The sequence below is a fragment of the Streptomyces sp. NPDC057474 genome, assembly GCF_042802555.1.
GTDB lineage: Bacteria > Actinomycetota > Actinomycetes > Streptomycetales > Streptomycetaceae > Streptomyces.
In genome coordinates this window covers 17,670-43,639 of the sequence record NZ_JBHVDX010000061.1, presented here as the reverse complement: position 1 = coordinate 43,639, position 25,970 = coordinate 17,670, and the positions used below count along the sequence as shown (strand labels likewise).

General features: G+C 70.5%; 25 protein-coding genes and 1 pseudogene. 20 read left to right on the top strand and 6 right to left on the bottom strand.

The genetic code is table 11. The annotated features are described in order from the left end of the window. Window positions 1–140 precede the first annotated feature (140 nt). Window positions 141–1,007, bottom strand: a complete 867-nt coding sequence (locus ACFU53_RS19340; RefSeq protein ID WP_383993447.1) for a hypothetical protein — start codon at window positions 1,005–1,007, stop codon at window positions 141–143. Between the two features lie 158 nt (window positions 1,008–1,165). On the opposite strand from ACFU53_RS19340, the gene ACFU53_RS19335 reads away from it, so the two are divergent. Together ACFU53_RS19335 and ACFU53_RS19330 are read left to right on the top strand one after the other, a co-directional pair. Next, window positions 1,166–2,125: a GlxA family transcriptional regulator gene (locus ACFU53_RS19335; RefSeq protein WP_383993444.1), complete on the top strand. Its 960-nt coding sequence runs from the start codon at window positions 1,166–1,168 to the stop codon at window positions 2,123–2,125. Window positions 2,126–2,135: 10 nt separating this feature from the next. Continuing rightward, a complete protein-coding gene (locus ACFU53_RS19330) occupies window positions 2,136–2,771 on the top strand; it encodes a DJ-1/PfpI family protein (protein ID WP_383993441.1) in 636 nt (211 codons plus the stop codon). A gap of 18 nt (window positions 2,772–2,789) precedes the next feature. Here the strand turns inward: ACFU53_RS19330 and ACFU53_RS19325 are convergent, their stop codons facing one another. Next, complete coding sequence (locus ACFU53_RS19325) at window positions 2,790–3,533, bottom strand: enoyl-CoA hydratase/isomerase family protein (RefSeq protein WP_383993438.1); 744 nt, start codon at window positions 3,531–3,533, stop codon at window positions 2,790–2,792. Window positions 3,534–3,601: 68 nt separating this feature from the next. On the opposite strand from ACFU53_RS19325, the gene ACFU53_RS19320 reads away from it, so the two are divergent. After that, the gene (locus tag ACFU53_RS19320; protein ID WP_383993435.1) at window positions 3,602–4,321 is read left to right on the top strand and encodes an HdeD family acid-resistance protein; all 720 of its coding nucleotides are present in this window, start codon (window positions 3,602–3,604) and stop codon (window positions 4,319–4,321) included. A gap of 173 nt (window positions 4,322–4,494) precedes the next feature. Continuing rightward, a complete protein-coding gene (locus ACFU53_RS19315) occupies window positions 4,495–5,010 on the top strand; it encodes an ATP-binding protein (RefSeq protein ID WP_383993457.1) in 516 nt (171 codons plus the stop codon). Window positions 5,011–5,062: 52 nt separating this feature from the next. Here the strand turns inward: ACFU53_RS19315 and idi are convergent, their stop codons facing one another. The 4 genes and pseudogenes from idi to galE all read right to left on the bottom strand — a co-directional run bounded on the left by idi (window position 5,063) and on the right by galE (window position 8,356). Then, the gene (idi, locus tag ACFU53_RS19310; protein WP_383993433.1) at window positions 5,063–5,656 is read right to left on the bottom strand and encodes an isopentenyl-diphosphate Delta-isomerase; all 594 of its coding nucleotides are present in this window, start codon (window positions 5,654–5,656) and stop codon (window positions 5,063–5,065) included. Between the two features lie 124 nt (window positions 5,657–5,780). Beyond that, window positions 5,781–6,296: pseudogene (locus ACFU53_RS19305) on the bottom strand (GNAT family N-acetyltransferase); the annotation flags it as partial. Further along, window positions 6,290–7,228 (bottom strand): cation diffusion facilitator family transporter, encoded by a 939-nt coding sequence (locus ACFU53_RS19300; RefSeq protein ID WP_383993430.1) that lies wholly within the window; start codon window positions 7,226–7,228, stop codon window positions 6,290–6,292. The gene ACFU53_RS19300 and the pseudogene ACFU53_RS19305, both read right to left, overlap by 7 nt. 156 nt (window positions 7,229–7,384) lie before the next feature. After that, the gene (galE, locus tag ACFU53_RS19295) at window positions 7,385–8,356 is read right to left on the bottom strand and encodes a UDP-glucose 4-epimerase GalE (RefSeq protein WP_383993427.1); all 972 of its coding nucleotides are present in this window, start codon (window positions 8,354–8,356) and stop codon (window positions 7,385–7,387) included. Window positions 8,357–8,970: 614 nt separating this feature from the next. Between galE and ACFU53_RS19290 the strand changes: the two genes are divergently transcribed. The 16 genes from ACFU53_RS19290 (at window position 8,971) to ispG (ending at window position 25,970) form a co-directional block, all read left to right on the top strand. Then, window positions 8,971–10,791, top strand: coding sequence for a DUF5941 domain-containing protein (locus ACFU53_RS19290; RefSeq protein WP_383993454.1), 1,821 nt, complete (start codon window positions 8,971–8,973; stop codon window positions 10,789–10,791). Further along, the gene (locus ACFU53_RS19285) at window positions 10,788–11,540 is read left to right on the top strand and encodes a phosphocholine cytidylyltransferase family protein (RefSeq protein WP_358851895.1); all 753 of its coding nucleotides are present in this window, start codon (window positions 10,788–10,790) and stop codon (window positions 11,538–11,540) included. The genes ACFU53_RS19290 and ACFU53_RS19285 overlap by 4 nt, the downstream gene beginning before the upstream one ends. Continuing rightward, window positions 11,528–12,592 (top strand): iron-containing alcohol dehydrogenase family protein, encoded by a 1,065-nt coding sequence (locus ACFU53_RS19280; RefSeq protein WP_383993424.1) that lies wholly within the window; start codon window positions 11,528–11,530, stop codon window positions 12,590–12,592. The genes ACFU53_RS19285 and ACFU53_RS19280 overlap by 13 nt, the downstream gene beginning before the upstream one ends. Window positions 12,593–12,620: 28 nt before the next feature. Beyond that, window positions 12,621–13,349: a CDP-alcohol phosphatidyltransferase family protein gene (locus ACFU53_RS19275; protein ID WP_383993421.1), complete on the top strand. Its 729-nt coding sequence runs from the start codon at window positions 12,621–12,623 to the stop codon at window positions 13,347–13,349. 8 nt (window positions 13,350–13,357) lie between these two features. After that, on the top strand, window positions 13,358–14,230 hold the full coding sequence (locus ACFU53_RS19270) for a glycosyltransferase family 2 protein (RefSeq protein ID WP_383993450.1): 873 nt from the start codon (window positions 13,358–13,360) through the stop codon (window positions 14,228–14,230). A 95-nt stretch (window positions 14,231–14,325) separates the two neighbouring features. Then, on the top strand, window positions 14,326–15,255 hold the full coding sequence (locus tag ACFU53_RS19265; protein ID WP_383993419.1) for an ABC transporter permease: 930 nt from the start codon (window positions 14,326–14,328) through the stop codon (window positions 15,253–15,255). Beyond that, complete coding sequence (locus ACFU53_RS19260) at window positions 15,248–16,015, top strand: ABC transporter ATP-binding protein (protein WP_383993416.1); 768 nt, start codon at window positions 15,248–15,250, stop codon at window positions 16,013–16,015. Before ACFU53_RS19265 ends, ACFU53_RS19260 begins: the two co-directional genes overlap by 8 nt. A 405-nt stretch (window positions 16,016–16,420) precedes the next feature. Continuing rightward, complete coding sequence (hpnC, locus tag ACFU53_RS19255) at window positions 16,421–17,323, top strand: squalene synthase HpnC (RefSeq protein WP_383993413.1); 903 nt, start codon at window positions 16,421–16,423, stop codon at window positions 17,321–17,323. After that, window positions 17,320–18,270 carry a presqualene diphosphate synthase HpnD gene (hpnD, locus tag ACFU53_RS19250; RefSeq protein ID WP_383993410.1) on the top strand — a complete coding sequence of 317 codons (951 nt, stop codon included), beginning with the start codon at window positions 17,320–17,322 and terminating at the stop codon, window positions 18,268–18,270. Before hpnC ends, hpnD begins: the two co-directional genes overlap by 4 nt. Beyond that, on the top strand, window positions 18,270–18,410 hold the full coding sequence (locus ACFU53_RS19245) for a DUF6380 family protein (RefSeq protein WP_383993408.1): 141 nt from the start codon (window positions 18,270–18,272) through the stop codon (window positions 18,408–18,410). The genes hpnD and ACFU53_RS19245 overlap by 1 nt, the downstream gene beginning before the upstream one ends. Then, complete coding sequence (gene hpnE, locus ACFU53_RS19240; RefSeq protein ID WP_383993405.1) at window positions 18,407–19,834, top strand: hydroxysqualene dehydroxylase HpnE; 1,428 nt, start codon at window positions 18,407–18,409, stop codon at window positions 19,832–19,834. The genes ACFU53_RS19245 and hpnE overlap by 4 nt, the downstream gene beginning before the upstream one ends. Before the next feature lie 68 nt (window positions 19,835–19,902). After that, complete coding sequence (locus ACFU53_RS19235; protein WP_383993401.1) at window positions 19,903–20,976, top strand: polyprenyl synthetase family protein; 1,074 nt, start codon at window positions 19,903–19,905, stop codon at window positions 20,974–20,976. 138 nt (window positions 20,977–21,114) lie between these two features. Continuing rightward, window positions 21,115–23,109, top strand: coding sequence for a squalene--hopene cyclase (gene shc / locus ACFU53_RS19230; RefSeq protein WP_383993398.1), 1,995 nt, complete (start codon window positions 21,115–21,117; stop codon window positions 23,107–23,109). Then, window positions 23,109–23,753, top strand: coding sequence for a 1-hydroxy-2-methyl-2-butenyl 4-diphosphate reductase (locus tag ACFU53_RS19225; protein ID WP_383993395.1), 645 nt, complete (start codon window positions 23,109–23,111; stop codon window positions 23,751–23,753). Before shc ends, ACFU53_RS19225 begins: the two co-directional genes overlap by 1 nt. A 5-nt stretch (window positions 23,754–23,758) precedes the next feature. Continuing rightward, window positions 23,759–24,808: an adenosyl-hopene transferase HpnH gene (gene hpnH, locus ACFU53_RS19220; RefSeq protein ID WP_383993392.1), complete on the top strand. Its 1,050-nt coding sequence runs from the start codon at window positions 23,759–23,761 to the stop codon at window positions 24,806–24,808. A gap of 4 nt (window positions 24,809–24,812) precedes the next feature. Further along, window positions 24,813–25,970 carry a flavodoxin-dependent (E)-4-hydroxy-3-methylbut-2-enyl-diphosphate synthase gene (gene ispG, locus ACFU53_RS19215; RefSeq protein ID WP_383993389.1) on the top strand — a complete coding sequence of 386 codons (1,158 nt, stop codon included), beginning with the start codon at window positions 24,813–24,815 and terminating at the stop codon, window positions 25,968–25,970.

Here is a 25,970-nt window from a genome sequence, read left to right as displayed (position 1 = left end):
CCGTCGCGATGGCCCCACCGATCTGCCGCAACACGTCTGCGATCGCACGGAACACGTACTTCCCCTTTCGTCTCCCGGCTGACTGGGCCAGGAACGATCGGGTACCGCGCCCCGCGCCGTTCATGCCTGAACCGATCCGATCAGCGCTTGCCGATCATCCCTGCCGGGAACGCCCCCGCGGAGAGCATGGTCGTCACCAGCCCGGTCATCAGCTCGGTGAGCCGCTCCACGCCGGCCGCGCCCAGGTGCTCGTACGGCGCGAGGTCGAGGCGGTCCGTCGCGTCCTCGATCTCCCTGCGAAGGGCCACGCCCGCCTCCGTCAGCTCGCCCCCGGTGTCGATCAGCCCGCGCTTGTGGAGCCGGGCGCTCGCGGCGTCCCACTCGTCCCGGGTCCAGCCACGCGTGCCGACGACCCACTTCGGGGACATGCCCTTGCCGGTCGCGGTGTGGCTGGCCAGTGCCTCGACCGGGTCGAGGCCGGCGTCGAGGAGTACCGCGAGATGTCCGTCGCCCCGGTGCTCGCGCAGCAGTGTGGTCGCGTGCCAGAGCGCGAGATGAGGGCGCTCGGGTACGGGGAGATCAGCGTGCGCGGCGTACAGGGGGCGTGCGGTCCTCGTGCACGCCTCGGTGGCGCGGAGGGCCAGCTCCGCCGCCTCGGCGACCTCCTCGGAGGCGATCAGCTCCTCGCCGAGCAGCCGCCGCAGTGTGGCGTCGACGGCGCGTTCACGGGCCGCCAGTACCACCGAGGGCGCTGCGGTCTCCCACACGGCGGGGACGTGCTCCGCCACCAACTCGTGGCGGAAGTTGAAGAACGTCGCCGTCACCACGCCCGCGCCGGCCCTGCCCATGGCCGCCGCCCGCACCGCGAAGTACGCCGCCCTCGCGTCCCCCACCCCCACGGCGGCCAGCTCCCGCTCGAGGTCCGGCGAGAAGTAGTGCGCGGAGTGGAACGGATTGAGGAGGCTGTGGCAGCGCCGCCCGGCGCGCTCCGGCAGAGAAGAGGTCATGCACGGCAGGTTACCGACCGGTTGGTCGGTGTGGCGGAGGCGGCCCGGCCCGACCGGCGGCCCCGGCCGGCCCAGGCGGCGTTTCCGCCCCTCCTGTGGCAGAAAAGGTGGGGAACTCGTCATTGCGGTCATGGTTCGCGCGCCCAAGAATCGATGCCATGCGAACTGTCCTGGTCGTCCTCTTCGACGGCGTGCAGAGCCTCGACGTCACGGGCCCGATGGAGGTCTTCGCCGGCGCGGACCAGCACACACCGGGGACGTACCGCATCAGCACGGCCTCCCTGGACGGCACGCCCGTGCGCACCTCCAGCGGCCTCACCCTCGTCCCGGACCACGCCCTGGCCGCCGCGCCCGCCCCGCACACCCTGCTCGTCCCGGGCGGCCGGGGCACCCGGAACCCCGCCCCCGAGGTCGTCGCCTGGCTGGGTGAGCACGGTCCGCGCGCGGAGCGCCTGGTCTCGGTCTGCACCGGCGCGATCCTGCTCGCCGAGGCGGGTCTCCTGGACGGCCGCCGGGCGACCACCCACTGGGCGTATTGCGACACACTGGCCCGCGACCACCCGGCGATAGAGGTCGACCCCGACCCCATCTACATCCGCGACGGACACATCGCCACCTCCGCCGGCGTCACCTCCGGCATCGACCTCGCGCTCGCGCTCGTCGAGGAGGACATCGGCCGCGCGGCCGCCCTCGCCATCGCCCGGCATCTCGTCGTCTTCCTGCGCCGCCCGGGAAACCAGGCCCAGTTCAGCGCCCAGCTCGCCGCCCAGACCGCCCGGCGGGAACCGCTCCGCGAGGTCCAGCAGTGGATCACCGAGCACCCCGGCGACGACCTCAGCGTCGAGCGGCTGGCCGCCCGCGCCCGGCTCTCACCCCGCCACTTCGCCCGCGCCTTCCAGGCCGAGACGGGCATGACCCCGGGCCGGTACGTCGACCGAGTCCGCCTCGAACACGCCCGCCGCCTCTTGGAGGACACCTCCGACGGAGTCGAGGAGATCTCCCGCACCTGCGGCTACGGCACCTCCGAGGCCATGCGCCGCGCCTTCGTGAAGACCCTCGGCACGGCCCCGGCGGAGTACCGCCGCCGCTTCCGCCCGGCCTCCGCTCCCACCCACTGAAGGGAAACCCATGCAGATCGCCATCGTCCTGTTCGACCGCTTCACCGCCCTCGACGCGGTGGGCCCCTACGAGACCCTCGGTCGCGCCCCGAACGCAGAACTGGTCTTCGTCGCCGAGGAGACCGGCCCGGTCCGTACCGACCAGGGAGCGCTGGCAATCACCGCGGACAGGACCCTGGCCGAGGTGCCGAGCCCGGACATCGTCATCGTCCCCGGTGGCCCCGGCCAGAGCGAGCAGATGGAGAACGAGGCCCTTCTGGGCTGGCTGCGCACGGCCGACACCACCAGCACCTGGACGACCTCCGTGTGCACCGGCTCCCTGCTGCTCGCCGCCGCGGGCCTTCTGGAGGGTCGCCGCGCGACCTCGCACTGGCTGGCCCTCGACGAGCTGCAGCGGTTCGGCGCGGAGTCGACGGGGGAGCGGGTGGTGTTCGACGGCAAGTACGTCACCGCGGCCGGCGTCTCCTCCGGCATCGACATGGGTCTGACCCTGCTCGGCCGGATCGCGGGCGACGACCATGCCCGGGCCATCCAGCTGGCGACGGAGTACGACCCGCAGCCGCCGTACGACGCGGGCTCACCCGAGAAGGCCCCCGCCCACCTCGTCGAATGGTTCCGCGACAACAGCCGTTTCGTCCTGCGGTGAGCCCAGGGGTGGGGGAGTTCAGACGTTCCAGGTGAACCGGGGCTGTCTGCGCTCGAGGAACGCGGCGACGCCCTCCGCGGTGTCGCCGCTGCCGCGGGCCTGCTCGGCCCAGTGGGCGTCGCGGTCGGTGCGGCCGTTCGCGAACTCCTTGGCCGCCGCCTGCGTCAGTTGGGAGCGCGAGACCAGCACCCGGGCGAACTCCGCGACCCGCCCGGCGAGTTCACCCACGCGCAGCACCTCGTCCACCAGCCCCGTGCGCAGTGCCCGCTCCGCGTCGATCAACTCGCCGGAGAACAGCAGGTACTTGGCGGTGCCCGGCCCGACCAGCGACACCAGCCGCCGGGTGGAGGAGGCCGGGTAGACGAGACCCAGCTTCGCGGGAGTGATCCCGAACAGCGACCCCTCCTCCGCGAACCGCAGATCGCAGGCCGCCGCCAGCTGTGAGCCGCCGCCCACGCAGTGTCCACGGATCGCCGCGAGGGTCGGCTTCGGGAAGGCGGCGAGGGCCTCCTCGGCGAGGCCGGCCAACCTCTGGGCCTCGCCCGGGGACTCCCGTAGCGTGGAGATGTCGGCCCCCGCGCAGAACGTCCCGCCCTCCCCGGTGAGCACCAGCGCCCGTACACCGGGGTCGGCGGCCAGCCGGTCGAGAAGCGGCGGCAGCGCCCGCCACATCCCTGCCGTCATGGCGTTGCGCTTGGCCGGGTGGTGGACGACGACGGTCGCGAGCCCGTCGGCGACGGTGTCCAGCAGCTGAGGCTCCATGCACCGGATGCTAGCCACCCTCGCGCCCATACGATCAAGAAGGGGCCCGGAACGCGAGGAGGCCCCCCATGCTCGGATCCAGGAAGGCCAAGAACACCCGCCCCGCGAAGGACAGCACCTCCGTGACGGGCGCGCGGCCCGGGACGGGCGTGTACGCCGCCGAGGACGTGGACGCCGAGACCGCCAGGCTCAGCCGGGGCTTCGGCTGGCTCGCCGCGCTCGGTGCGGTCCTGGTGATCGCGGGGCTCGTCGGGCTGTTCTACGTCGGCTTCGCCACCTTGACCTCGATGATTCTCTTCGGCTGGCTGCTGCTGATCGGCGGCGCGATCGGTCTGCTGCACGCGGTCCAGGCGCGCGGCACCAACTTCTTCTGGCTCGGCGTCGTGGTGGCCGCCCTGAACATCGCGGCGGGTGTGGTCGTCATCAAGAGTCCGGAGGCGGCGGCCGAGGCGCTCACCATGTTCGCGGCGCTGCTGTTCCTGACCGGCGGGGTGTTCCGGCTGGTCGGCAGCCTCGTCGTGCGCGGCCCCCAGTTCGGCTGGACGCTCGTACAGGGCGCCTTCGGTCTCCTCCTCGGCATCATGGTCCTCGCCTCCTGGCCGAGCAGCAGCAAGTACGTCATCGGTACCTTCTTCTCGCTCGCCCTGCTCTTCGACGGCCTCGGCCTGATCGCCACCGGCTTCGGCGGCCGGCGCGTCCTGGGCCTGGTCTCCGAGCGGCTCACGGAGAGTGAGCGGCCGAGGCAGGAAGCGGGTGGGTCCGGCGTCAAACCCGTACAACCCGAATAGTTCCGAAAGCGACACTTCTCGAACAGGGTCGGTCATGTGACTGGCCACCTCGCTCACGAATGATCTGGAAGTCGTCGATACGTGGTGACTTCTGTTCAGTTCTCCGTGCGCAGCGTTGAGTTACCAACACTCGACATGTGGTGACAATCGAGCGCGAGGGTGGCGACCGGACAATGGACGACCAAGGGCGCGGGAGCGACCCACGCCCTGGAGGCGACGGGCACGGTCCCGACGACCCGAGGCCGCCGGAGCCACTGCCTTACGAAGGGGTCTGGCGGTTCACCGCTGCCGCCGTCGACGCCTCGGTGCCGCAGGCGCGGCGCGCCGTCCGGGACCTGCTCGCCCGACAGGGTGTGCCGATCTCGGACGACCTCGTCCAAGGACTTCTGCTGATCGTCTCCGAGCTGGTGACGAACGCCGTGAAACACGCGGCGCTCCTGTCGCCCACGCTCGCCGTCGAGGTCGCCGTCGGAGCGGAGTGGGTGCGGGTCTCGGTGGAGGACAACCATCCCTATCGCCCGACCGCCCTGGAGACCGACCACGGCCGGCTCGGCGGTCGTGGGCTGCTCCTGGTGCGCGAGATCACCCTGGAGGCGGGCGGGGTCTGCGACGTCGAGCACACCGCGAGTGGCGGCAAGGTGATCTGGGCCGCCCTGCCGCTCAAACCCGCACACCTGATCCAGGGGTGAGGAGCCGCTGTTCCGCGGGTCAGGGCCACCGGCCCGGGGCCGGCGGCCCCGGTCACCAGCCCGCGGCCGGGCCCGTCAGCTCCCTGACCGCCGGCCGGGCCGCATCCAGGACCGTCATGAACCAGGACGAGAAGGTGTCCTTGGCGTGCCGCTCCGCCAGCTCGGCCGGGGTGACGAAAGCGGTGGTCCCGACCTCCTCCGGGTCCGGCCGCGGCGGGGACTGCAGCAGCCCGACGAAGAGATGGTTGAACTCCTGCTCCACCAGACCCGAATCCGGGTCCGGGTGGTTGTAGCGGACCGTGCCCGCCTCGCCGAGCAGCGCCGGGGACACCCCCAGCTCCTCGTGCGTCCGCCGCGCGGCCGCCGCGAAGGGGGACTCGCCCGGGTAGGGGTGGCCGCAGCAGGTGTTCGACCAGACGCCGGGGGAGTGGTACTTGCCGAGGGCGCGCTGCTGGAGCAGCAGCCGCCCGCGCTCGTCGAAGAGGAAGACGGAGAACGCCCGGTGCAGTTGCCCGGGCGGCTGATGGGCGGCCAGCTTCTCCGCGGTGCCGATCGTGGTGCCGTCCTCGTCGACCAGTTCCAGCAGGATCGCTTCCGTGGTGCCGTTCTGTGAACTGTGCATCGCGGTGGCAGGTGTGATCGGCATGCCCATCCTTCGCCTCGTTCTTCGAGCCTCAAGTCTGCCGCACGAAACCGGCACTCCCGGCACTTCGCGCCAACCCGCATGTCCTACCCGCGGACTCCGCCAAAGGACACACCCCGCCCGTGTGTCAGACCCCGAACGCGGCCGGATACCTGATGGTGCCGGGTGCCACCGACGTGGAACCGTCCAGCAGCAGCGCCATCATCGCCGCGTCCGGCACGTCGAAACCCGGCCGGATGCCGTACTCGGATGCATGTACGAAGCCGAAGCGCGGGTAGTACTCCGGATGCCCCAGGACTAGGACGAGCCGCTCCCCACGCGCGCGTGCCGCCTCCAGCGCCGCGCGTACGACGGCCGCTCCCGCCCCCTGCCGCTGATGGTCCGGCAGCACCGCGACGGGGGCCAGCGCCAGCGCGGGGACCTCGTCCACATGACAGCGCGTGATCAGCGCGTACGCCGCGATCGTGCCGTCCGGTGCCTCCGCCACGTACGACAGCTCCGGCAGCCACGCGTCGGGGTCCTCACGCAGCGCGTCGACCAGCCTGGCCTCCGCGTCGGTCCCGAAGGCGGCGGCATTGACGCGGTACACCCCCTCCCGGTCGGCGGACGTCTCCGGTCGCGTCGTCCAGTCGGTCGTCAGTGGCAAAGCTTCGCCTCGTGTTCCGCGTGGCCGCCCGGTTCCAGTTGGAAGGTGCAGTGCTCGACGTCGAAGTGGTCGCCGACGCAGCCCTGGAGGTCGTGCAGCATCTTCTCGTGGCCTATGGAGTCCAGCGTGTCGGAGCCGACCACCACATGGGCGGAGAGCACCGGCATGCCGGAGGTGATGGTCCAGGCGTGCAGATCGTGGACGTCCTCCACGCCCGGCAGCGCCAGTATGTGGGCTCGTACCTCGGCCATGTCGACGTTTTTCGGCGCCGCCTCCAGCAGGACGTCGAGGGTCTCGCGCAGCAGCTTCACCGTGCGCGGGACGATCATCAGACCGATGACCAGTGAGGCGATCGGGTCGGCGGCCTGCCAGCCGGTGAGCAGGATGACCGTCGCGGAGATGATCACCGCCACCGAGCCGAGCGCGTCCGCTGCCACCTCCAGGAAGGCACCCCGTACGTTCAGGCTCTCCTTCTGGCCGCGCATCAGCAGGGTCAGCGAGATCATGTTCGCGACCAGACCGACCGTGCCGAACACGACGGTCAGGCCGCCCTCGGTCTCCGTGGGCGTGATGAACCGCTGGATCGCCTCGTACAGGACGTAGCCGCCCACACCGAGCAGCAGCAGACAGTTCGCGAGCGCCGCGAGTATCTCGGCGCGGGCGTAACCGAAGGTGCGGTTGCCGCTCGCCGGGCGGTTCGCGAAGTGGATCGCGAGGAGCGCCATGCCCAGGCCCACCGCGTCCGTCGCCATGTGCGCCGCGTCCGCGACGAGCGCCAGCGAATCGGCGAGAACACCGCCGACGATCTCGACCATCATGACGGTGAGGGTGATCGACAGCGCGATCCGCAGCCGCCCGCGGTACGCCGCTGCCGCCGTACCACTGGTCGGCGCGTGATGCGCGTGCCCGTGATCGTGCCCAGCCCCCATGAATCCGCCTTCCAACTGCGTCCGTGTGTTCGGCTCCGGATCACAGTGAACTACGGGTGGGGGGTATCCGGCAACGCGGCACTGAACACCGTTGTCATGTGCTCTGACCTGCGGAAACGATGCGCAGGTCAGAGCGTTGCCATGATCGGGGGCCGGTCAGAGGCCGCGGTGCAGTCGCCAGCCCGCCCAGGCCGACTCGACCATCTCGCGTACCCCGCGCCGGGCCGTCCAGTCGAGCTCCCGCTCGGCCCGTGCTGCCGAGGCGACCGCACGCGGAGCGTCGCCGGGGCGGCGCGGCTCGACGAGCGGTCGCCGGCGGTCGCCGGTCACCTCACCGATGAGGTCGATGAGTTCGCGGACCGAGACGCCTTCGCCGCGGCCGATGTTCACGGTGAGGTCGCCCGTGACGTCTGCGGTGGTGAGGCGTCGGGCCGCCGCGAGGTGCGCGTCGGCGAGGTCGGCGACAAGGATGTAGTCCCGGACGCAGGTGCCGTCCGGGGTCGGGTAGTCGTCGCCGAAGATCCGCGGGGCCTCGTCGCGGGTGAGGCGGTCGAAGACCATCGGGATGACGTTGAAGATGCCCGTGTCGGCCAGGGCCGGGGCGGCGGCGCCCGCCACGTTGAAGTAGCGCAGACAGGCGGTCGCGATGCCGTGCGCCCGGCCCGTGGCCCGGACCAGCCATTCACCGGCGAGCTTGGTCTCGCCGTACGGGCTCATCGGGGCGCACGGGGTGTCCTCCGTGATGAGGTCCACGTCCGGGTTGCCGTAGACGGCGGCGGAGGAGGAGAAGAGGAAGCGCTCGACCCCGGCTCCGGCCGCCGCCTCGAGGAGGGTGGCGAGACCGCCGACGTTCTCCTGGTAGTAGCGGGTGGGCCGGGCGACGGATTCGCCGACCTGCTTGCGGGCGGCGAGGTGCACCACACCGGTCACGGCGCGCTCGGCGAGGACGCGCTTGAGGAGGTCGCCGTCGAGGGCGGAGCCCTGTACGAGGGGGATGTTCTGGGGGAGGCGGCTGGGGACTCCGGCGGACAGGTCGTCGAGCGCGACCACCTGTTCGCCGGCGTCGGCCATGACCTTCGCCACGTGTGCGCCGATGTAGCCGGCCCCGCCTGTGATCAGCCATGTCATGGGGTCACCTTATTCCGGGGGTGTTTCGGGGCTGCGTTGTGCCTGTTCGCCGCAGAGGGCGTGCAGGGTTGGCGGCGGGTGCGGCGTCGTTCGTGGCTGGTCGCGCAGTTCCCCGCGCCTCTTCAGAGGCGCTGGTCGCAACCTCTCGACAGAGGAGCACCCTCCCCTCTGTCCTCCTATGGGCCGATATACGCACCGGAGTTTGTGGCGCAACCCCCAAATCCCCGATGATGATCGCGGCGGAGGGCCGACGGCTTGAGCAGGCCGAACTGATCGGGCCGTGAACGGGCGGTGAACGTCTGCTTCTCTTCATCCGATAACCTCTGCCGACACGCCGCCGGGCCCCAGGGCCTGTCGTCGAATTCCCGTCCGCCTCGCGGCGCCATGCACGCACTCTCGCCGCACCGTGCGCAGACTCAAGTACGTCCAGTACGAGGGTTTGCGCGCGGCACGCCGAGAGGACGCACCTACGCGAGCATCAGCCGCTGCCGCGGCGGGCGCGAGGCCGCCCTCCGGGCGACGACGGGAATTCGACGACAGGCCCTGGGGGCCAGGGCGCCTCCACCACGTACATGTCCGGCGCGGTCGCGTCGGTACCCAGGGAGTGAGTTCGTCTGTCGACCGCCATCCTCACCGGTCAGCCGGTGCCCGGATCGTCACTGGAGGGCGATCTGCGGTCGCTCGGCTTCGACGTGCGGGTCGCCTCCGACGCCGGTGACGCCGAGACGCTCCTGGCGACGGTGCCCGCGGACCAGCGGGTCGCGATCGTCGACGCCCGCTTCGTGGGCCATGTGCACGCGCTCCGCCTGGGACTCACCGACCCCCGCTTCGACGCCGCCGCCCTCCCGGGCGCCGTGACCGTGCAGGCCGCCGCCCGCCGGGAGCTGACCCGGGCACTGGCCCGTGAGAGCTCCACCGCGAGCGGCAGCACCGCCGTCGCCGTCGACAGCGTCGCGGACCGGGTCGTCGCCGCCCTCGACGCGGACGGCGTCAGCCTGTACCGGCCCGAGCTCGGCACCCTGGTCGCCGTAGTCCCCGCCGACCCGCAGGCCCGCAACGAGGCCCGCCAGGCGGTCGCCGCCGTCGACGACGAGGCCGTACGGCTGCGCACGGCGGTGAAGTCCCGCGACGGCTTCTTCACCACGTACTGCATCAGCCCGTACTCCCGCTACATCGCCCGCTGGTGCGCCCGCCGGGGCCTGACCCCGAACCAGGTCACCACGGCCTCGCTGATCACCGCCCTGATCGCGGCGGGCTGCGCGGCCACCGGCACGCGCGGCGGCTTCGTCGCGGCCGGCCTGCTGCTGATCTTCTCCTTCGTCCTCGACTGCGTCGACGGCCAGCTGGCCCGTTACTCGCTGCAGTACTCGACGCTCGGCGCCTGGCTCGACGCCACCTTCGACCGCGCCAAGGAGTACGCCTACTACGCGGGCCTCGCCCTCGGCGCCGCCCGAGGCGGCGGCAGTGACGATGTGTGGGCGCTCGCCCTCGGCGCGATGGTCCTGCAGACCTGCCGCCACGTCGTCGACTTCTCCTTCAACGAGGCGAACGTCGGGGATTCCGCCGCCACCGCCAACACCAGCCCGACCGCCGCGCTTTCGGACAAACTCGACAGCGTCGGCTGGACGGTCTGGATCCGCCGGATGATCGTCCTGCCCATCGGTGAGCGCTGGGCGATGATCGCGGTCCTCACGGCGGTCACCACACCCCGTATCACCTTCTACGCGCTGCTCGTCGGCTGCGCCTTCGCCGCGACCTACACCACGGCGGGCCGCGTCCTGCGCTCGCTGACGCGCAAGACCCGGCGAACGGACCGGGCGGCGCGGGCACTGGCGGACCTCGCGGACAGCGGCCCGCTCGCCCAAGCGCTGGCATCGCTCCTGCCGGGCCCACCGCGCAAGACGGCGCTGCTCAGCGCGGCCTTCGGAGCCGTGGCCGTGGTGACCGCGGCCTGGGTCTGGGGCCCGGCCTGGCAGGTCGTCCTCGTGGCCGGCCTGTACGTCGGGCTGTCGGCGGAAGCCGTCGAGCGCCCCCTCAAGGGCGCCCTCGACTGGCTGATTCCGCCGTTCTTCCGCGCCGCCGAATACTGCACCGTTCTGGTACTGGCAGCCAAAGCCGATGTGAACGGAGCCCTCCCTGCGGCTTTCGGGCTGGTGGCCGCGGTCGCCTACCATCACTACGACACGGTGTACCGCATCCGCGGCGACGCCGACGCGCCACCGCAGTGGCTGGTGCGGGCGATCGGCGGTCACGAAGGCAGGACCCTGCTGGTCACCGTCCTGGCCGCGCTGCTCGCGCCCACAGAGTTCAAGGTCGCGCTCACGGCTCTCGCCGTGACCGTGGCACTGCTGGTGCTCGTCGAGAGCATCCGCTTCTGGGTGACCGCCCATAAAACAGGCGCACCCGCCGTACACGATGAAGGAGAACCCGCATGATCGGCCTCGTGCTGGCGGCCGGCGCCGGACGGCGTCTTCGCCCCTACACCGACACCCTGCCCAAGGCACTGGTGCCGGTCGGACCCGAAGGTAACGAGGACAGCTTGACCGTTCTCGACCTCACCCTCGGCAACTTCGCCGAGATCGGCCTGACCGAGGTCGCGATCATCGTCGGGTACCGCAAGGAGGCCGTGTACGAGCGCCGCGAGGCGCTGGAGCAGAAGTACGGCGTCAAGATCACCCTCATCGACAACGACAAGGCCGAGGAGTGGAACAACGCCTACTCCCTGTGGTGCGGCCGTGACGCCATCAAGCACTCGGTGATCCTCGCCAACGGTGACACCGTGCACCCGGTCTCCGTCGAGAAGACCCTGCTCGCCGCCCGCGGCGACGGCAAGAAGATCATCCTCGCCCTCGACACGGTGAAGTCCCTCGCCGACGAGGAGATGAAGGTCGTCGTCGGCCCCGAGGGCGGCATGACGAAGATCACCAAGCTGATGGACCCGGCCGAGGCGACCGGTGAGTACATCGGCGTCACCCTCATCGAGGGCGAGGCAGCCGACGAGCTGGCCGACGCCCTGAAGACGGTCTTCGAGACGGACCCGCAGCAGTTCTACGAGCACGGCTACCAGGAGCTCGTGAACCGCGGCTTCCGTATCGACGTCGCGCCCATCGGGGACGTCAAGTGGGTCGAGATCGACAACCACGAGGACCTCGCCAAGGGACGTGAGATCGCGTGCCAGTACTGACGAGGCTCATCCCCTCGCCGGTCGTCGTGGACATCCGTCCCGGCGCGCTCGATGATCTGGCGGCGATCCTGTCCGACCAGCGCATCGCGCCGTCGGGCCGGCTGGCCTTCGCCATCAGCGCCGGCTCCGGCGCGGCGCTGCGCGACCGGTTCGCCCCCGCGTTTCCGGAGGCCGACTGGTTCTGCGACGCCGACGGCACCATCGACGGCGCGGTACGGCTCGCCGACTCGATCAAGAAGGGCGGTCACTACGACGCCGTGGTCGGGCTCGGCGGCGGCAAGGTCATCGACTGCGCCAAGTACGCGGCCGCCCGGGTCGGCCTGCCGCTGGTCGCCGTCGCCACGAACCTCGCCAACGACGGTCTGTGCTCGCCGGTCGCCACGCTCGACAACGACGCGGGCCGCGGCTCGTACGGTGTGCCGAACCCGATCGGGATCGTCATCGACCTGGACGTCATCCGTGAGGCCCCGGTGCGCTTCGTGCGGGCCGGCATCGGCGATGTGATCTGCAAGATCTCCGCCGTGGCCGACTGGGAGCTGTCCAGCCGGGAGACCGGCGAGAAGGTCGACGGACTGGCCGCCGCCATGGCCCGCCAGGCCGCCGAGGCAGTCCTCCGCCACCCCGGCGGCGTCGGCGACGACGACTTCCTGACGACGCTGTCCGAGTCCCTCGTCCTGTGCGGGATCTCCATGTCCGTGGCCGGCGACAGCCGTCCCGCCTCGGGCGCCTGCCACGAGATCAGCCACGCGTTCGACCTCACCTTCCCCAAGCGCAACGCCCTCCACGGCGAACAGTGCGGCCTGGGCGGCGCGTTCGCCACGTTCCTGCGGGGCAACCACGAGGTCGCGGGACAGATGGTCGAAGTCCTGCGCCACCACGGCCTGCCCGTCCTCCCGGACGAGATCGGCTTCACCGTGGACGAGTTCGTCCAGGTCGTGGAGTTCGCCCCGCAGACCCGGCCGGGCCGCTACACCATCCTCGAGCACCTCGAACTGAGCACCGACCAGATCAAGGACGCATACGCCGACTATGCCAAAGCCATCAGTAGCTGAACTCCGCCCGGTCGTTCACCCTCCGGGTGTGAAGGACCGGCGGAGCGGTGAGCACTGGGCCGGCCGGCTCTACATGCGCGAGATCTCGCTGCGCATAGACCGGCACCTGGTGAACACCCGGGTCACGCCCAACCAGCTGACCTACCTGATGACCGTCTTCGGCGTCCTCGCCGCCCCGGCCCTGCTGGTGCCGGGCATCCCGGGCGCCGTACTCGGTGTGCTGATGGTCCAGCTGTACCTGCTGTTCGACTGCGTCGACGGCGAGATCGCCCGCTGGCGCAAGCAGTACTCGATGGCCGGCATCTACGTGGACCGGGTCGGCGCCTACCTGTGCGACGCGGCCGTGCTCGTCGGCTTCGGCCTGCGCGCCGCCGACCTGTGGGGCACCGGCCGGATCGACTGGCTGTGGGCCTTCCTCGGCACCCTCGCCGCCCTCGGCGCCATCCTGATCAAGGCCGAGACCGACCTCGTCGGTGTCGCACGTCACCAGCAGGGGAAGCCGCCGGTCCAGGAGTCGGCCGCGGAGCCGCGCTCCTCGGGCATGGCGCTGGCCCGCAAGGCCGCCGCCGCCCTGAAGTTCCACCGGCTCATCCTCGGCGTCGAGGCCTCCCTGCTGATCCTGGTGTTCGCGGTCCTGGACCAGGCCCGGGGCGACCTCTTCTTCTCCCGGCTCGGCGTCGCCGTACTCGCCGGCATCGCGCTGGTCCAGACACTGCTGCACCTGGTGTCCATCCTCGCCTCCAGCAGGCTGAAGTGAGCAGCGGTATGAAGGTCGGCGCGGTGATCATCACCATGGGCAACCGCCCCGACGAACTCCGTGCCCTCCTCGACTCGGTCGCCAAGCAGGAGGGCGACCGGGTCGAGGCGGTCGTCGTCGGCAACGGCTCGCCCGTCCCGGACGTCCCCGAGGGTGTACGGACGGTCGAGCTGCCCGAGAACCTCGGCATTCCCGGCGGCCGCAACATAGGCATAGAGGCGTTCGGACCCAGCGGCCGGGACGTCGACGTCCTCCTCTTCCTCGACGACGACGGCCTGCTCGCCCACCACGACACCGCCGAACTCTGCCGCCGGGCCTTCGCGGAGGACCCGAAGCTCGGCATCGTGAGCTTCCGTATCGCCGACCCGGACAGCGGTGAGACCCAGCGGCGCCATGTGCCCCGACTGCGGGCCGCCGACCCGATGCGCTCCTCCCGGGTCACCACCTTCCTCGGTGGCGCCAACGCCGTACGCACCCAGGTCTTCGCCGAAGTCGGCGGCCTCCCGGACGAGTTCTTCTACGCGCACGAGGAAACCGACCTGGCATGGCGGGCCCTCGACGCGGGCTGGATGATCGACTACCGGTCCGACATGGTGCTGTACCACCCCACGACCGCGCCCTCCCGGCACGCGGTCTACCACCGCATGGTCGCGCGCAACCGTGTCTGGCTCGCGCGCCGGAACCTCCCGACCCTCCTCGTCCCGGTCTACCTGGGCGTCTGGCTGCTGCTGACGCTGCTCCGCAAGCCCTCCGCCCCGGCCCTGAGAGCCTGGCTGGGCGGCTTCAAGGAGGGCTGGACGAGCCCCTGCGGCCCCCGGCGGCCCATGAAGTGGCGTACGGTATGGCGGCTGACCCGACTGGGCCGACCTCCCGTCATCTGACAAGCTCGAAATCTGAGAGCATTCGGCCGTACCCGGTCCAGGTTTCCGCCTCGGCCCGACCAGGCTGCGCACTTTGAGGACGAAAGTTTCCATTTGTGAGTGAGACAACGCATGACGGCAGGGTTGTGGTGAGCGACCGTCCGTCGCCCGACGACGGGCTCTCCGCGACGGAACTGGCCGCCAAGTACGGGCTCGCCGTGAGCGGCGCCAGGCCCGGACTCGCCGAGTACGTCCGCCAGATGTGGGGGCGGCGTCACTTCATCCTCGCCTTCTCCCAGGCGAAGCTCACCGCGCAGTACAGCCAGGCCAAGCTCGGCCAGCTGTGGCAGGTGGCCACCCCGCTGCTCAACGCGCTCGTGTACTTCCTGATCTTCGGCCTGATCCTCAACGCCGACCGGGGCATGTCGCGTGAGGTGTACATCCCGTTCCTGGTCACGGGTGTGTTCGTGTTCACCTTCACGCAGAGCTCCGTGATGGCGGGGGTCCGCGCGATCTCCGGCAACCTCGGCCTGGTGCGCGCCCTCCATTTCCCGCGTGCCTCGCTGCCCATCTCCTTCGCGCTCCAGCAACTCCAGCAGCTGCTGTTCTCGATGATCGTGCTGTTCTGCGTGGCGGTCGGCTTCGGCAGCTATCCGCGGCTGTCCTGGCTGCTGATCGTCCCCGTGCTGGTGCTGCAGTTCCTGTTCAACACCGGCCTCGCGCTGATCATGGCCCGCATGGGCTCCAAGACCCCGGACCTCGCGCAGCTGATGCCGTTCGTGATGCGGACCTGGATGTACGCCTCCGGCGTCATGTTCTCCATCCCGGTGATGCTCGCCGAACACCCCAAGTGGATCGCCGACATCCTCCAGTGGAACCCGGCCGCGATCTACATGGACCTGATGCGCTTCGCGCTGATCGACGGCTACGGCTCCGAGAACCTGCCCCCGCACGTGTGGGCGGTCGCCGGCGGCTGGGCCGCGCTGATCGCGCTCGGCGGCTTCGTGTACTTCTGGAAGGCGGAGGAGAGGTACGGCCGTGGCTGAGTCACACATCCCCACCGTCATCGCGGACGAACTGCACATCGTCTACCGCGTCAACGGCGCCAAGACGGGCAAGGGCAGCGCCACCGCGGCCCTCAGCCGTATCCTCAAGCGCGGCGAGGAGCGCGGGGTGCGCAAGGTGCACGCCGTCAAGGGTGTCTCCTTCATCGCCTACCGCGGCGAGGCCATCGGCCTGATCGGCTCCAACGGCTCCGGCAAGTCCACCCTGCTGCGCGCGATCGCCGGTCTGCTCCCGGCGGAGCAGGGCAAGGTCTTCACCGACGGCCAGCCCTCGCTGCTCGGCGTCAACGCGGCCCTGATGAACGACCTCACGGGAGAGCGGAACGTCATATTGGGCGGCCTCGCGATGGGCATGTCCCGCGAGCAGATCAGGGAGCGATACCAGGGGATCGTCGACTTCTCCGGTATCAACGAGAAGGGCGACTTCATCACCCTGCCGATGCGCACCTACTCCTCCGGCATGGCGGCCCGCCTGCGCTTCTCCATCGCGGCGGCCAAGGACCACGACGTCCTGATGATCGACGAGGCCCTCGCGACCGGTGACCGCTCGTTCCAGAGGCGCTCCGAGGCCCGCATCCGCGAGCTGCGCAAGGAGGCCGGCACGGTCTTCCTGGTCAGCCACAACAACAAGTCGATCCGCGACACCTGCGACCGCGTCCTGTGGCTGGAACGCGGCGAACTGCGCATGGACGGCCCGACGGACGAGGTCCTGAAGGAATACGAGAAGTTCACGGGTAAGTAGCCCGAAATGACCCGGGCCCCACCGGAACTGTTCCGGTGGGGCCCGGCGTCTGCAAGGGGTACCGGGGAGCGGCGTCCGTAAAGGAAACGCCAACTTCGGCAAGGAAGTGGCAACTCCGGCCGCCCGTAGGGATCTTGGGGGCAATCGGTGCGTTCTTGTGATGTGCAGGACACCCCGACGGAGCATGGTGCGTTGTACAACGTAAGCTGTACCGGTGCCGAATCGCGGCAAGTGGGTCCATAATGCGCGACATCCGGCATCAGCCGCACACGCCGCCCACTGGGCGGCGTGTCCGAAATAGTGCGTATTGGGTCGGCAGTGTAGAACGGGAGATGTGACGGCCATGGCTACGGAGACTCCCCAGCTCAACCACGCTTCTGCCGTTCCCGCGCAGGGTGCCGGGCGGTGACCGGAACCGGGACGGCGCGCACCGGGGACCCGGAGTGCGACACCCTCGACAAGGCCGGGGCCGAGAACTTTCCCGTCGCCCCGTTCTTCCTGCCCAGGGCCTGGCGCGACGACCTCATGGCGGTCTACGGTTTCGCCCGCCTCGTCGACGACATCGGCGACGGCGATCTCGCCCCCGGCGGCGCCGACGCCCGCCTCCTGGGCGTCTCCCCGCAGGACGCCGACGACCGGCTCCTCCTCCTGGACGCCTTCGAGACCGACCTCGGCAAGGTCTTCGACGACACCCCGAACCACCCGCTGCTGCGCAGGCTCCAGCGCACCGTCCGCCGCCGCTCCCTCACCCCGGAGCCGTTCCTCGCCCTGATCGCCGCCAACCGCCAGGACCAGCTGGTCAAGCGGTACGAAACCTACGACGACCTGCTCGCCTACTGCGCGCTGTCCGCCAACCCCGTCGGCCACCTGGTCCTCGCCGTCACCGGCACCACCACCCCCGAGCGGGTCCGGCACTCCGACTCGATCTGCACCGCGCTGCAGATCGTCGAACACCTCCAGGACGTGGCCGAGGACCTGGGCCGCGACCGTGTCTATCTGCCCGCCGCGGACATGAAGCGCTTTCACGTCCAGGAGACGGATCTAGCCGCGCCCACAGCGGGCGCGTCGGTGCGCGCACTGGTCGCGTACGAGGCGGAACGCGCCCGAAATCTCCTGAATGACGGCACCCCCCTCGTGGGTAGCGTCCACGGCAGGCTGAGGCTGCTCCTCGCGGGGTTCGTGGCGGGAGGAAGGGCGGCCGTCCACGCTGTCGCCGCCGCCGAATTCGACGTACTTCCCGGCCCGCCCAAGCCCGGCAAGCTCCGGCTGCTGCGCGAGGTGGGCGCGACCCTGCGAGGAGAGGGGTGATCCGGACCGTGGAGTCGGAACCACACATGTCCTTGCCGGTACTAGCCGCCTACAGCTACTGCGAGGCCGTCACCGGACAGCAGGCCCGCAACTTCGCCTACGGCATCAGGCTGTTGCCGATGCCCAAGCGCCGCGCGATGTCCGCGCTGTACGCCTTCTCCCGGCGCGTCGACGACATCGGTGACGGCGCGCTCGCGGTCGAGGTCAAGACGGCCCGACTGGAGGAGACCAGAGCGCTGCTCACCCGCGTCCGGGACGGCTCCGTCGATGAGGACGACACGGACCCCGTCGCGGTCGCCCTCGCCCACGCGGCAACGGCCTTCCCGATCCCGCTCGACGCCCTCGACGAACTCATCGGCGGCGTCCTCATGGACGTACACGGCGAGGACTACGAGACCTGGGACGACCTGAAGGTCTACTGTCGCTGCGTCGCCGGTGCCATCGGACGGCTCTCCCTCGGCGTCTTCGGCACGGAACCCGGGGTGCGCGGCGCGGAACGCGCGCCGGAGTACGCTGACACCCTCGGGCTCGCGCTCCAACTGACCAACATCCTCAGGGACGTTCGCGAGGACGCGGAGGGCGGACGCACCTACCTGCCCGCCGACGACCTCGCGAAATTCGGCTGCTCGGCCGGGTTCGCCGGGCCTCTCCCGCCGGCCGACTCCGACTTCGCGGGTCTGGTGCACTTCGAAGTGCGCCGGGCCCGCGCCCTGTTCGCCGAGGGCTATCGACTGCTGCCGATGCTCGACCGGCGCAGCGGAGCCTGTGTCGCCGCCATGGCCGGCATCTACCGGCGGCTGCTCGACCGCATCGAGCGCGAGCCGGAGGCCGTACTGCGCGGCCGGGTCTCGCTGCCCGGCCGGGAGAAGGCCTACGTCGCCGTACGCGGCCTCTCCGGTCTGGACGCCCGCCATGTGTCGCGCCGTACCGTGAGGAGGCGCGTCTGATGGACGATCCGGCCGAAGGTGAACCCATCGGGAAAAAGTGGTACGCAACCCTCCGCAACATGAGGGCGTCCCTGACTGCAACGGCCGCCCGCGGACCGATCCAGCTCCTCGGCGGACCGGCAGGGGAGGGTGCACGATGACCGACGGCGCACAGTCCGTGGGACTGCTGGACGCGGACCGTACGGGCCGCCCCCGGAACACGGCCGTGGTGGTCGGCGGGGGACTGGCGGGCATCACCGCCGCGCTCTCGCTCGCCGACGCGGGCGTGGACGTCACCCTCCTGGAAGGTCGGCCCCGCCTGGGCGGACTCGCCTTCTCCTTCCAGCGCGGCGATCTGACCGTCGACAACGGACAGCATGTGTATCTGCGGTGCTGCACCGCCTACCGCTGGTTCCTCGACCGCCTCGACGGGGCCGCGCTCGCACCATTGCAGGATCGTCTCGACGTGCCGGTTCTCGACGCCGGGGGCAGGCCGGGGCGACGGCTCGGCAGACTGCGGCGCGACGCGCTGCCCGTACCCCTGCATCTGGGGCGCAGCCTGGCCACGTACACCCATCTCTCGCTCACCGAGCGCGCCAAGGTGGGACGTGCCGCACTGGCGCTCAAGGCACTCGACCTCGCCGATCCCGCGCTGGACGAACGGGACTTCGGCGGCTGGCTGGCCGCGCACGGTCAGTCCGCGCGGGCCGTCGAGGCACTGTGGGACCTCGTGGGGGTCGCCACCCTCAACGCGGTGGCCCAGGACGCTTCCCTCGGGCTCGCCGCGATGATGTTCAAGACAGGTCTGCTGTCCGACCCGGGCGCGGCCGACATCGGCTGGGCCCATGTCCCGCTGGGTGAACTGCACGACCGGCTGGCCCGCAAGGCGCTCGACTCGGCGGGTGTCCGTACCGTATTGCGTACACGCGTCACCTCCATCTCCCCTCTGGGGAACGGGAATTGGCGGGTCGAGGTTCCCGGCGAGAGCCTCGACGCCGACACGGTCGTCCTCGCCGTACCGCACCGCGAGACGTACGACCTGCTGCCCGAGGGAGCGCTCGACGAGCCCGGGCGGCTGCTGGAGATCGGCACCGCGCCGATCCTCAACGTCCATGTGGTGTACGACCGGAAGGTGCTGACCAAGCCGTTCTTCGCGGCGCTCGGCTCGCCCGTGCAGTGGGTCTTCGACCGGACCGAGGCGTCCGGGCTGAGCGAGGGCCAGTACCTGGCGCTGTCGCAGTCGGCCGCGCAGGACGAGATCGACACGCCCGTGTCCGCGCTGCGCGAGAGGTATCTGCCCGAGCTGGAACGGCTGTTGCCCTCCGCGCGCCCCGCGCGGGTGAAGGACTTCTTCGTGACCCGGGAGCGCGCCGCGACGTTCGCTCCCACCCCTGGCGTCGGACGGCTCAGGCCCGGCGCCCGCACCAAGGCACCCGGCCTGTACCTGGCCGGAGCGTGGACCGCCACCGGGTGGCCCGCGACCATGGAGAGTGCGGTCCGCAGCGGCATCGGCGCGGCGGACGCCGCCCTCGCCGCGTTGGGCCGGCCCCGGGATCACCTCTTCGACCACGAGGAGGCCGCGTGACGCTCGAAGCGCACAGGACCGGTTCCCGCACTCTCGGTACCGCGAACACTTCGACATCTGGAGAGACTGTGCCCACTGTGCCCCCGGCCGCGACGGCCGCTGCGAGGACCGCGGTGGACGTGACCGCGCTGCTGGAGCGCGGGCGGACCCTGGCCACCCCCGTGCTGCGGGCGGCCGTCGATCGGCTGGCGTCTCCCATGGACACCGTCGCCGCCTACCACTTCGGCTGGATCGACGCCCACGGCAACCCGGCGGACGGCGACGGCGGCAAGGCCGTACGTCCCGCACTTGCCGTCATGTCCGCCGAGGTCACCGGCGCCGCACCCGAGGTCGGCATCCCCGGCGCGGTCGCGGTGGAACTGGTGCACAACTTCTCGCTCCTGCACGACGACCTGATGGACGGCGACGAACAGCGCCGCCACCGCGACACCGTCTGGAAGGTCCACGGCCCCGCCCAGGCCATCCTCGTCGGCGACGCCCTGATGGTCCTCGCCAACGAGATCCTCCTCGAACTCGGCACCGCCGAGGCGGCCCGCGCCACCCGCCGCGTCACCACGGCGACCCGCGCCCTCATCGACGGACAGGCCCAGGACATCTCCTACGAGCACCGCGAGCGGGTGACCGTCGAGGAGTGCCTGGAGATGGAGGGCAACAAGACCGGCGCCCTGCTCGCCTGCGCCTGCTCCATCGGCGCCGTCCTCGGCGGCGCGGACGACCGCACCGCCGACACGCTGGAGAAGTACGGCTACCACCTCGGCCTCGCCTTCCAGGCCGTCGACGACCTGCTGGGCATCTGGGGCGACCCGGTCTCCACGGGCAAGCAGACCTGGAGCGACCTGCGCCAGCGCAAGAAGTCCCTGCCGGTCGTGGCCGCGCTCGCGGCGGGCGGCCCGGCTTCGGAGCAGCTCGGTGAACTGCTCGCCGCCGACGCCAAGAGCAACGACTTCGAGAACTTCTCCGAGGAGGAGTTCGCCGTCCGCGCCGCCCTCATCGAGGAGGCGGGCGGCCGGGAGTGGACCGCCGAGGAGGCGCGCCGCCAGCACGGAAACGCCATCGAGGCGCTGGACTCGATCCGGATGCCGGAGCGGGTGCGGAACGAGTTCGCGGCGCTCGCCGACTTCGTCGTCGTACGGAAGAGATGATCGCCATCACCCAGGAGCCGACCGCCATCGGTCGAATAGCCCTCGCGTAGTCGCCGGCCGGTGCCTCGTCACCGGACACGCACCGGCCGACGGCTGACCCACCGCAGAGAGATCCGTCCACTGCACAAAGGGGAAGCCATGACAGCGACGACCGACGGAAGCACCGGGGCACTGCCGCCCCGCGCCCCCTCGGCCAGCGACACCGACCACGACACCCCGGTGGCGGCAGAGGTCCAGGAGGCCGCCGCGCACGCCGTACGACGCGCCACCGATCACCTGCTCTCCCGGCAGGATGCCCAGGGCTGGTGGAAGGGCGACCTGGAGACCAACGTCACCATGGACGCCGAGGACCTGCTGCTCCGTCAGTTCCTGGGCATCCGCGACGAGAAGACCACCCAGGCCGCCGCGCTCTTCATCAGAGGCGAGCAGCGCCCGGACGGAACATGGGCCACGTTCTACGGCGGCCCACCCGACCTCTCCGCCACCATCGAGGCGTATGTCGCGCTGCGGCTGGCAGGGGACGACCCGGACGAGCCGCGCCTGGCGACGGCGTCCGCGTGGATCCGGGAGCGGGGCGGGATCGCCGCCGCCCGGGTCTTCACCCGCATCTGGCTGGCGCTGTTCGGCTGGTGGAAGTGGGACGATCTGCCGGAGATGCCGCCGGAGATCGTCTACTTCCCGAAGTGGATGCCGCTGAACATCTACGACTTCGGCTGCTGGGCCCGCCAGACGATCGTGCCGCTGACCGTCGTCTCGGCGAAGCGCCCGGTGCGGCCCGCGCCCTTCCCGCTCGACGAGCTGCACACCGACCCGGGGCGCCCGAACCCGCCCAAGCCCCTTGATCCGCTGGGCAGTTGGGAGGGCGCCTTCCAGCGGCTCGACAAGGTCCTGCACGGCTACCACAAAGTGGCGCTGAAGCCGCTGCGCAAGGCGGCCCTGAACAGCGCGGCCCGCTGGATCGTCGAGCGGCAGGAGAACGACGGCTGCTGGGGCGGCATCCAGCCGCCGGCCGTGTACTCGATCATCGCGCTGCACCTGCTCGGCTACGACCTCCGGCACCCCGTGATGCGGGCCGGATTGGAGTCCCTCGACCGGTTCGCCGTGTGGCGTGAGGACGGGGCCCGGATGATCGAGGCGTGCCAGTCCCCGGTGTGGGACACCTGCCTCGCCGCGATCGCGCTCGCCGACGCGGGCCTGCCCGCCGACCATCCCCAACTCGTCAAGGCCGCGGACTGGATGCTCGGCGAGGAGATCGTCCGCCCTGGCGACTGGGCGGTGAAGAGGCCCCAACTCCCGCCGGGTGGCTGGGCGTTCGAGTTCCACAACGACAACTACCCCGACATCGACGACACCGCCGAGGTGGTCCTCGCGCTGCGCCGGGTCAAGCACCACGAACCGGAGCGAATGGAGAAGGCCATCCGGCGCGGGGTGCGCTGGACTGTCGGCATGCAGTCGAGGAACGGGGCGTGGGGCGCCTTCGACGTCGACAACACCAGCCCGTTCCCCAACCGCCTGCCGTTCTGCGACTTCGGCGAGGTGATCGACCCGCCGTCCGCCGACGTCACCGCGCATGTGGTGGAGATGCTCGCGGTCGAGGGACTGTCCCACGATCCGCGCACCCGGCGCGGCATCGAGTGGCTGCTCGCCGAACAGGAAGCGAGCGGCGCGTGGTTCGGCCGCTGGGGCGTCAACTACGTCTATGGCACCGGCTCGGTGGTTCCGGCGCTGGTCACCGCCGGGCTGCCCGCCGCGCACCCCGCGATCCGCCGGGCCGTGGCCTGGCTGGAGGCCGTGCAGAACGACGACGGCGGCTGGGGCGAGGACCTGCGCTCCTACCCCGACCCCGCCGAGTGGGGCGGGAAGGGCGCCTCCACCGCCTCCCAGACCGCGTGGGCCCTGCTCGCGCTGCTGGCGGCGGGGGAACGGGACGCAAAGGCCACCGAGCGCGGCGTCGAGTGGCTCGCCCAGACCCAGCGGGAGGACGGGTCCTGGGACGAGCCGTACTTCACCGGCACCGGCTTCCCCTGGGACTTCTCGATCAACTACCACCTCTACCGCCAGGTCTTCCCGCTCACCGCGCTCGGCCGGTACGTCCATGGCGAGCCGGCCGTTCTGAAAGCCAAGGGAAGCTGATGAACGCGGCCTCCGCCCCGGCCCCGCTGCTGATCGCCTGCGCGCTCGGCATCGAGCAGCTCGCCCTGCGCAGCGGCGACCGGGGCGGTGCCGGGGGCCCGGTCACCGTGCTGCGCACCGGCATGGGGCCGAGGGCAGCCGAGCGGTCCGTCACTCGGTTGCTCGCCGACCCGGCGCTGCGCGACGCGGCCGTACTGGCCACCGGGTTCTGCGCCGGACTCGCTCCCGGTATGCACCCCGGTGACCTGGTGGTCGCCGAGGAGACCTGGGGGCCCGGCGGTGCCGTCACACCCTGTGCGTCTACCAGACGTTTGGTCAAAGAGCTGGAGCGCACGGTGCCCGGGCGGAAGGTCCACACCGGCCCGCTCACCGGATCCGATCACGTCGTACGCGGTCAGGAACGGTCCGAGCTGTTCGCGACCGGCGCACTCGCGGTCGACATGGAGTCCGCGGTCACGCTCCACTGCGCCGTGAGATCGGGAGTACGCCCGGTTGCGGCCGTCCGGGTGGTCGTGGACGCTCCAGAACATGAACTGGTCCGGATCGGCACGGTGCGCGGTGGAATATCAGCCTTCCGCGTCCTTCGTGCCGTTCTTCCCGCTTACTACGAATGGCACCGTTCTTTGCTGCTCCCCAGGAGGTGAGCCAGATGGCCATGCCGCTCCGCCAGTCCATCAAGGTAGCGACCTATCTCGCTGAACAGAAGCTCCGCAAGCGGGACAAGTTCCCGCTGATCGTCGAGCTGGAACCGCTCTACGCCTGCAATCTGAAGTGCGAGGGCTGCGGCAAGATCCAGCACCCGGCGGGCGTCCTCAAGCAGCGCATGCCGGTGGCGCAGGCCGTGGGCGCCGTCCTGGAGTCCGGCGCGCCGATGGTGTCGATCGCCGGTGGCGAACCCCTGATGCACCCTCAGATCGACGAGATCGTGCGGCAGTTGGTGGCCAGGAAGAAGTTCGTCTTCCTGTGCACCAACGCCATGCTGCTGCGCAAGAAGATGGAGAAGTTCAAGCCCTCGCCGTACTTCGCGTTCGCCGTGCACATCGACGGGCTGCGGGAGCGGCACGACGAGTCGGTCGCGAAGGAGGGGGTGTTCGACGAGGCCGTGGCCGCCATCAAGGAGGCCAAGAGGCGCGGCTTCCGGGTGACCACCAACTCGACCTTCTTCAACACCGACACCCCGCAGACCATCATCGAGGTCCTCAACTACCTCAACGACGACCTCCAGGTCGACGAGATGATGATCTCGCCCGCCTACGCCTACGAGAAGGCGCCCGACCAGGAGCACTTCCTCGGCGTCGAGCAGACCCGCGAACTGTTCAAGAAGGCCTTCTCCGGTGGCAACCGGCGACGCTGGCGCCTCAACCATTCGCCGCTGTTCCTCGACTTCCTCGAGGGCAAGGTCGACTTCCCGTGCACGGCGTGGGCGATCCCCAACTACTCGCTCTTCGGCTGGCAGAAGCCCTGCTACCTGATGAGCGACGGCTACGTCACGACGTACCGGGAGCTGATCGAGGACACCGACTGGGACGCGTACGGCCGCGGCAAGGACCCGCGCTGCGCCAACTGCATGGCGCACTGCGGCTACGAGCCGACCGCCGTCCTCGCCACCATGGGATCGCTGAAGGAGTCCCTGCGCGCCATGCGCGAGACGGTCTCCGGGAACCACGGGAACCACGGGAACCACGGGAACCAGGGGTGATGTGATGACCGCCGTGTCCCTGGGCGTTCCCGAGGTACCGGTCCGGCCGATCGCCGAGCGGCGCGTGTCGCGAGAGATCCAGGTCGGGTCGGTGGCGGTCGGGGGCGGGGCCCCGGTGTCGGTGCAGTCGATGACGACGACCCGTACGTCGGACGTCGGCGCCACCCTGCAGCAGATCGCCGAACTCACCGCGTCCGGCTGCCAGATCGTCCGCGGCGCCAGCCCCACGCAGGACGACGCGGACGCCCTCGCGACCATCGCCCGCAAGTCGCAGATCCCGGTGATCGCGGACATCCACTTCCAGCCGAAGTACGTGTTCGCGGCGATCGAGGCCGGCTGCGCGGCGGTGCGGGTGAACCCCGGCAACATCAAGCAGTTCGACGACAAGATCAAGGAGATCGCGCGGGCGGCCAAGGACCACGGCACTCCGATCCGGATCGGGGTCAACGCCGGCTCGCTCGACAAGCGGCTGCTCCAGAAGTACGGCAGGGCGACGCCGGAGGCGCTGGTGGAGTCCGCGCTGTGGGAGGCGTCGCTGTTCGAGGAGCACGACTACCGGGACATCAAGATCTCGGTCAAGCACAACGACCCGGTCGTGATGATCGAGGCGTACCGGCAGCTGGCGGCCCAGTGCGACTACCCGTTGCACCTGGGGGTGACCGAGGCCGGTCCGGCCTTCCAGGGGACCATCAAGTCCGCGGTCGCCTTCGGGGCACTGCTCAGCGAGGGGATCGGCGACACGATCCGGGTCTCGCTCAGTGCCCCGCCGGCCGAGGAGGTCAAGGTCGGCATCCAGATCCTGGAGTCGCTGAACCTGCGGCAGCGGCGGCTGGAGATCGTCTCGTGTCCGTCGTGCGGGCGGGCGCAGGTCGATGTGTACCGGCTCGCGGACGAGGTGACCGCCGGTCTTGAGGGCATGGAGGTGCCGTTGCGGGTAGCCGTCATGGGCTGCGTCGTCAACGGACCCGGAGAGGCGCGGGAGGCGGACCTGGGGGTCGCCTCCGGCAACGGCAAGGGGCAGATCTTCGTGAAGGGCGAGGTCATCAAGACCGTGCCCGAGTCGAAGATCGTGGAGACCCTCATCGACGAGGCGATGAAGATCGCCGAGCAGATGGAGAAGGACGGCGTCGCGTCGGGGGAGCCGGCGGTCACCGTGAGCTGA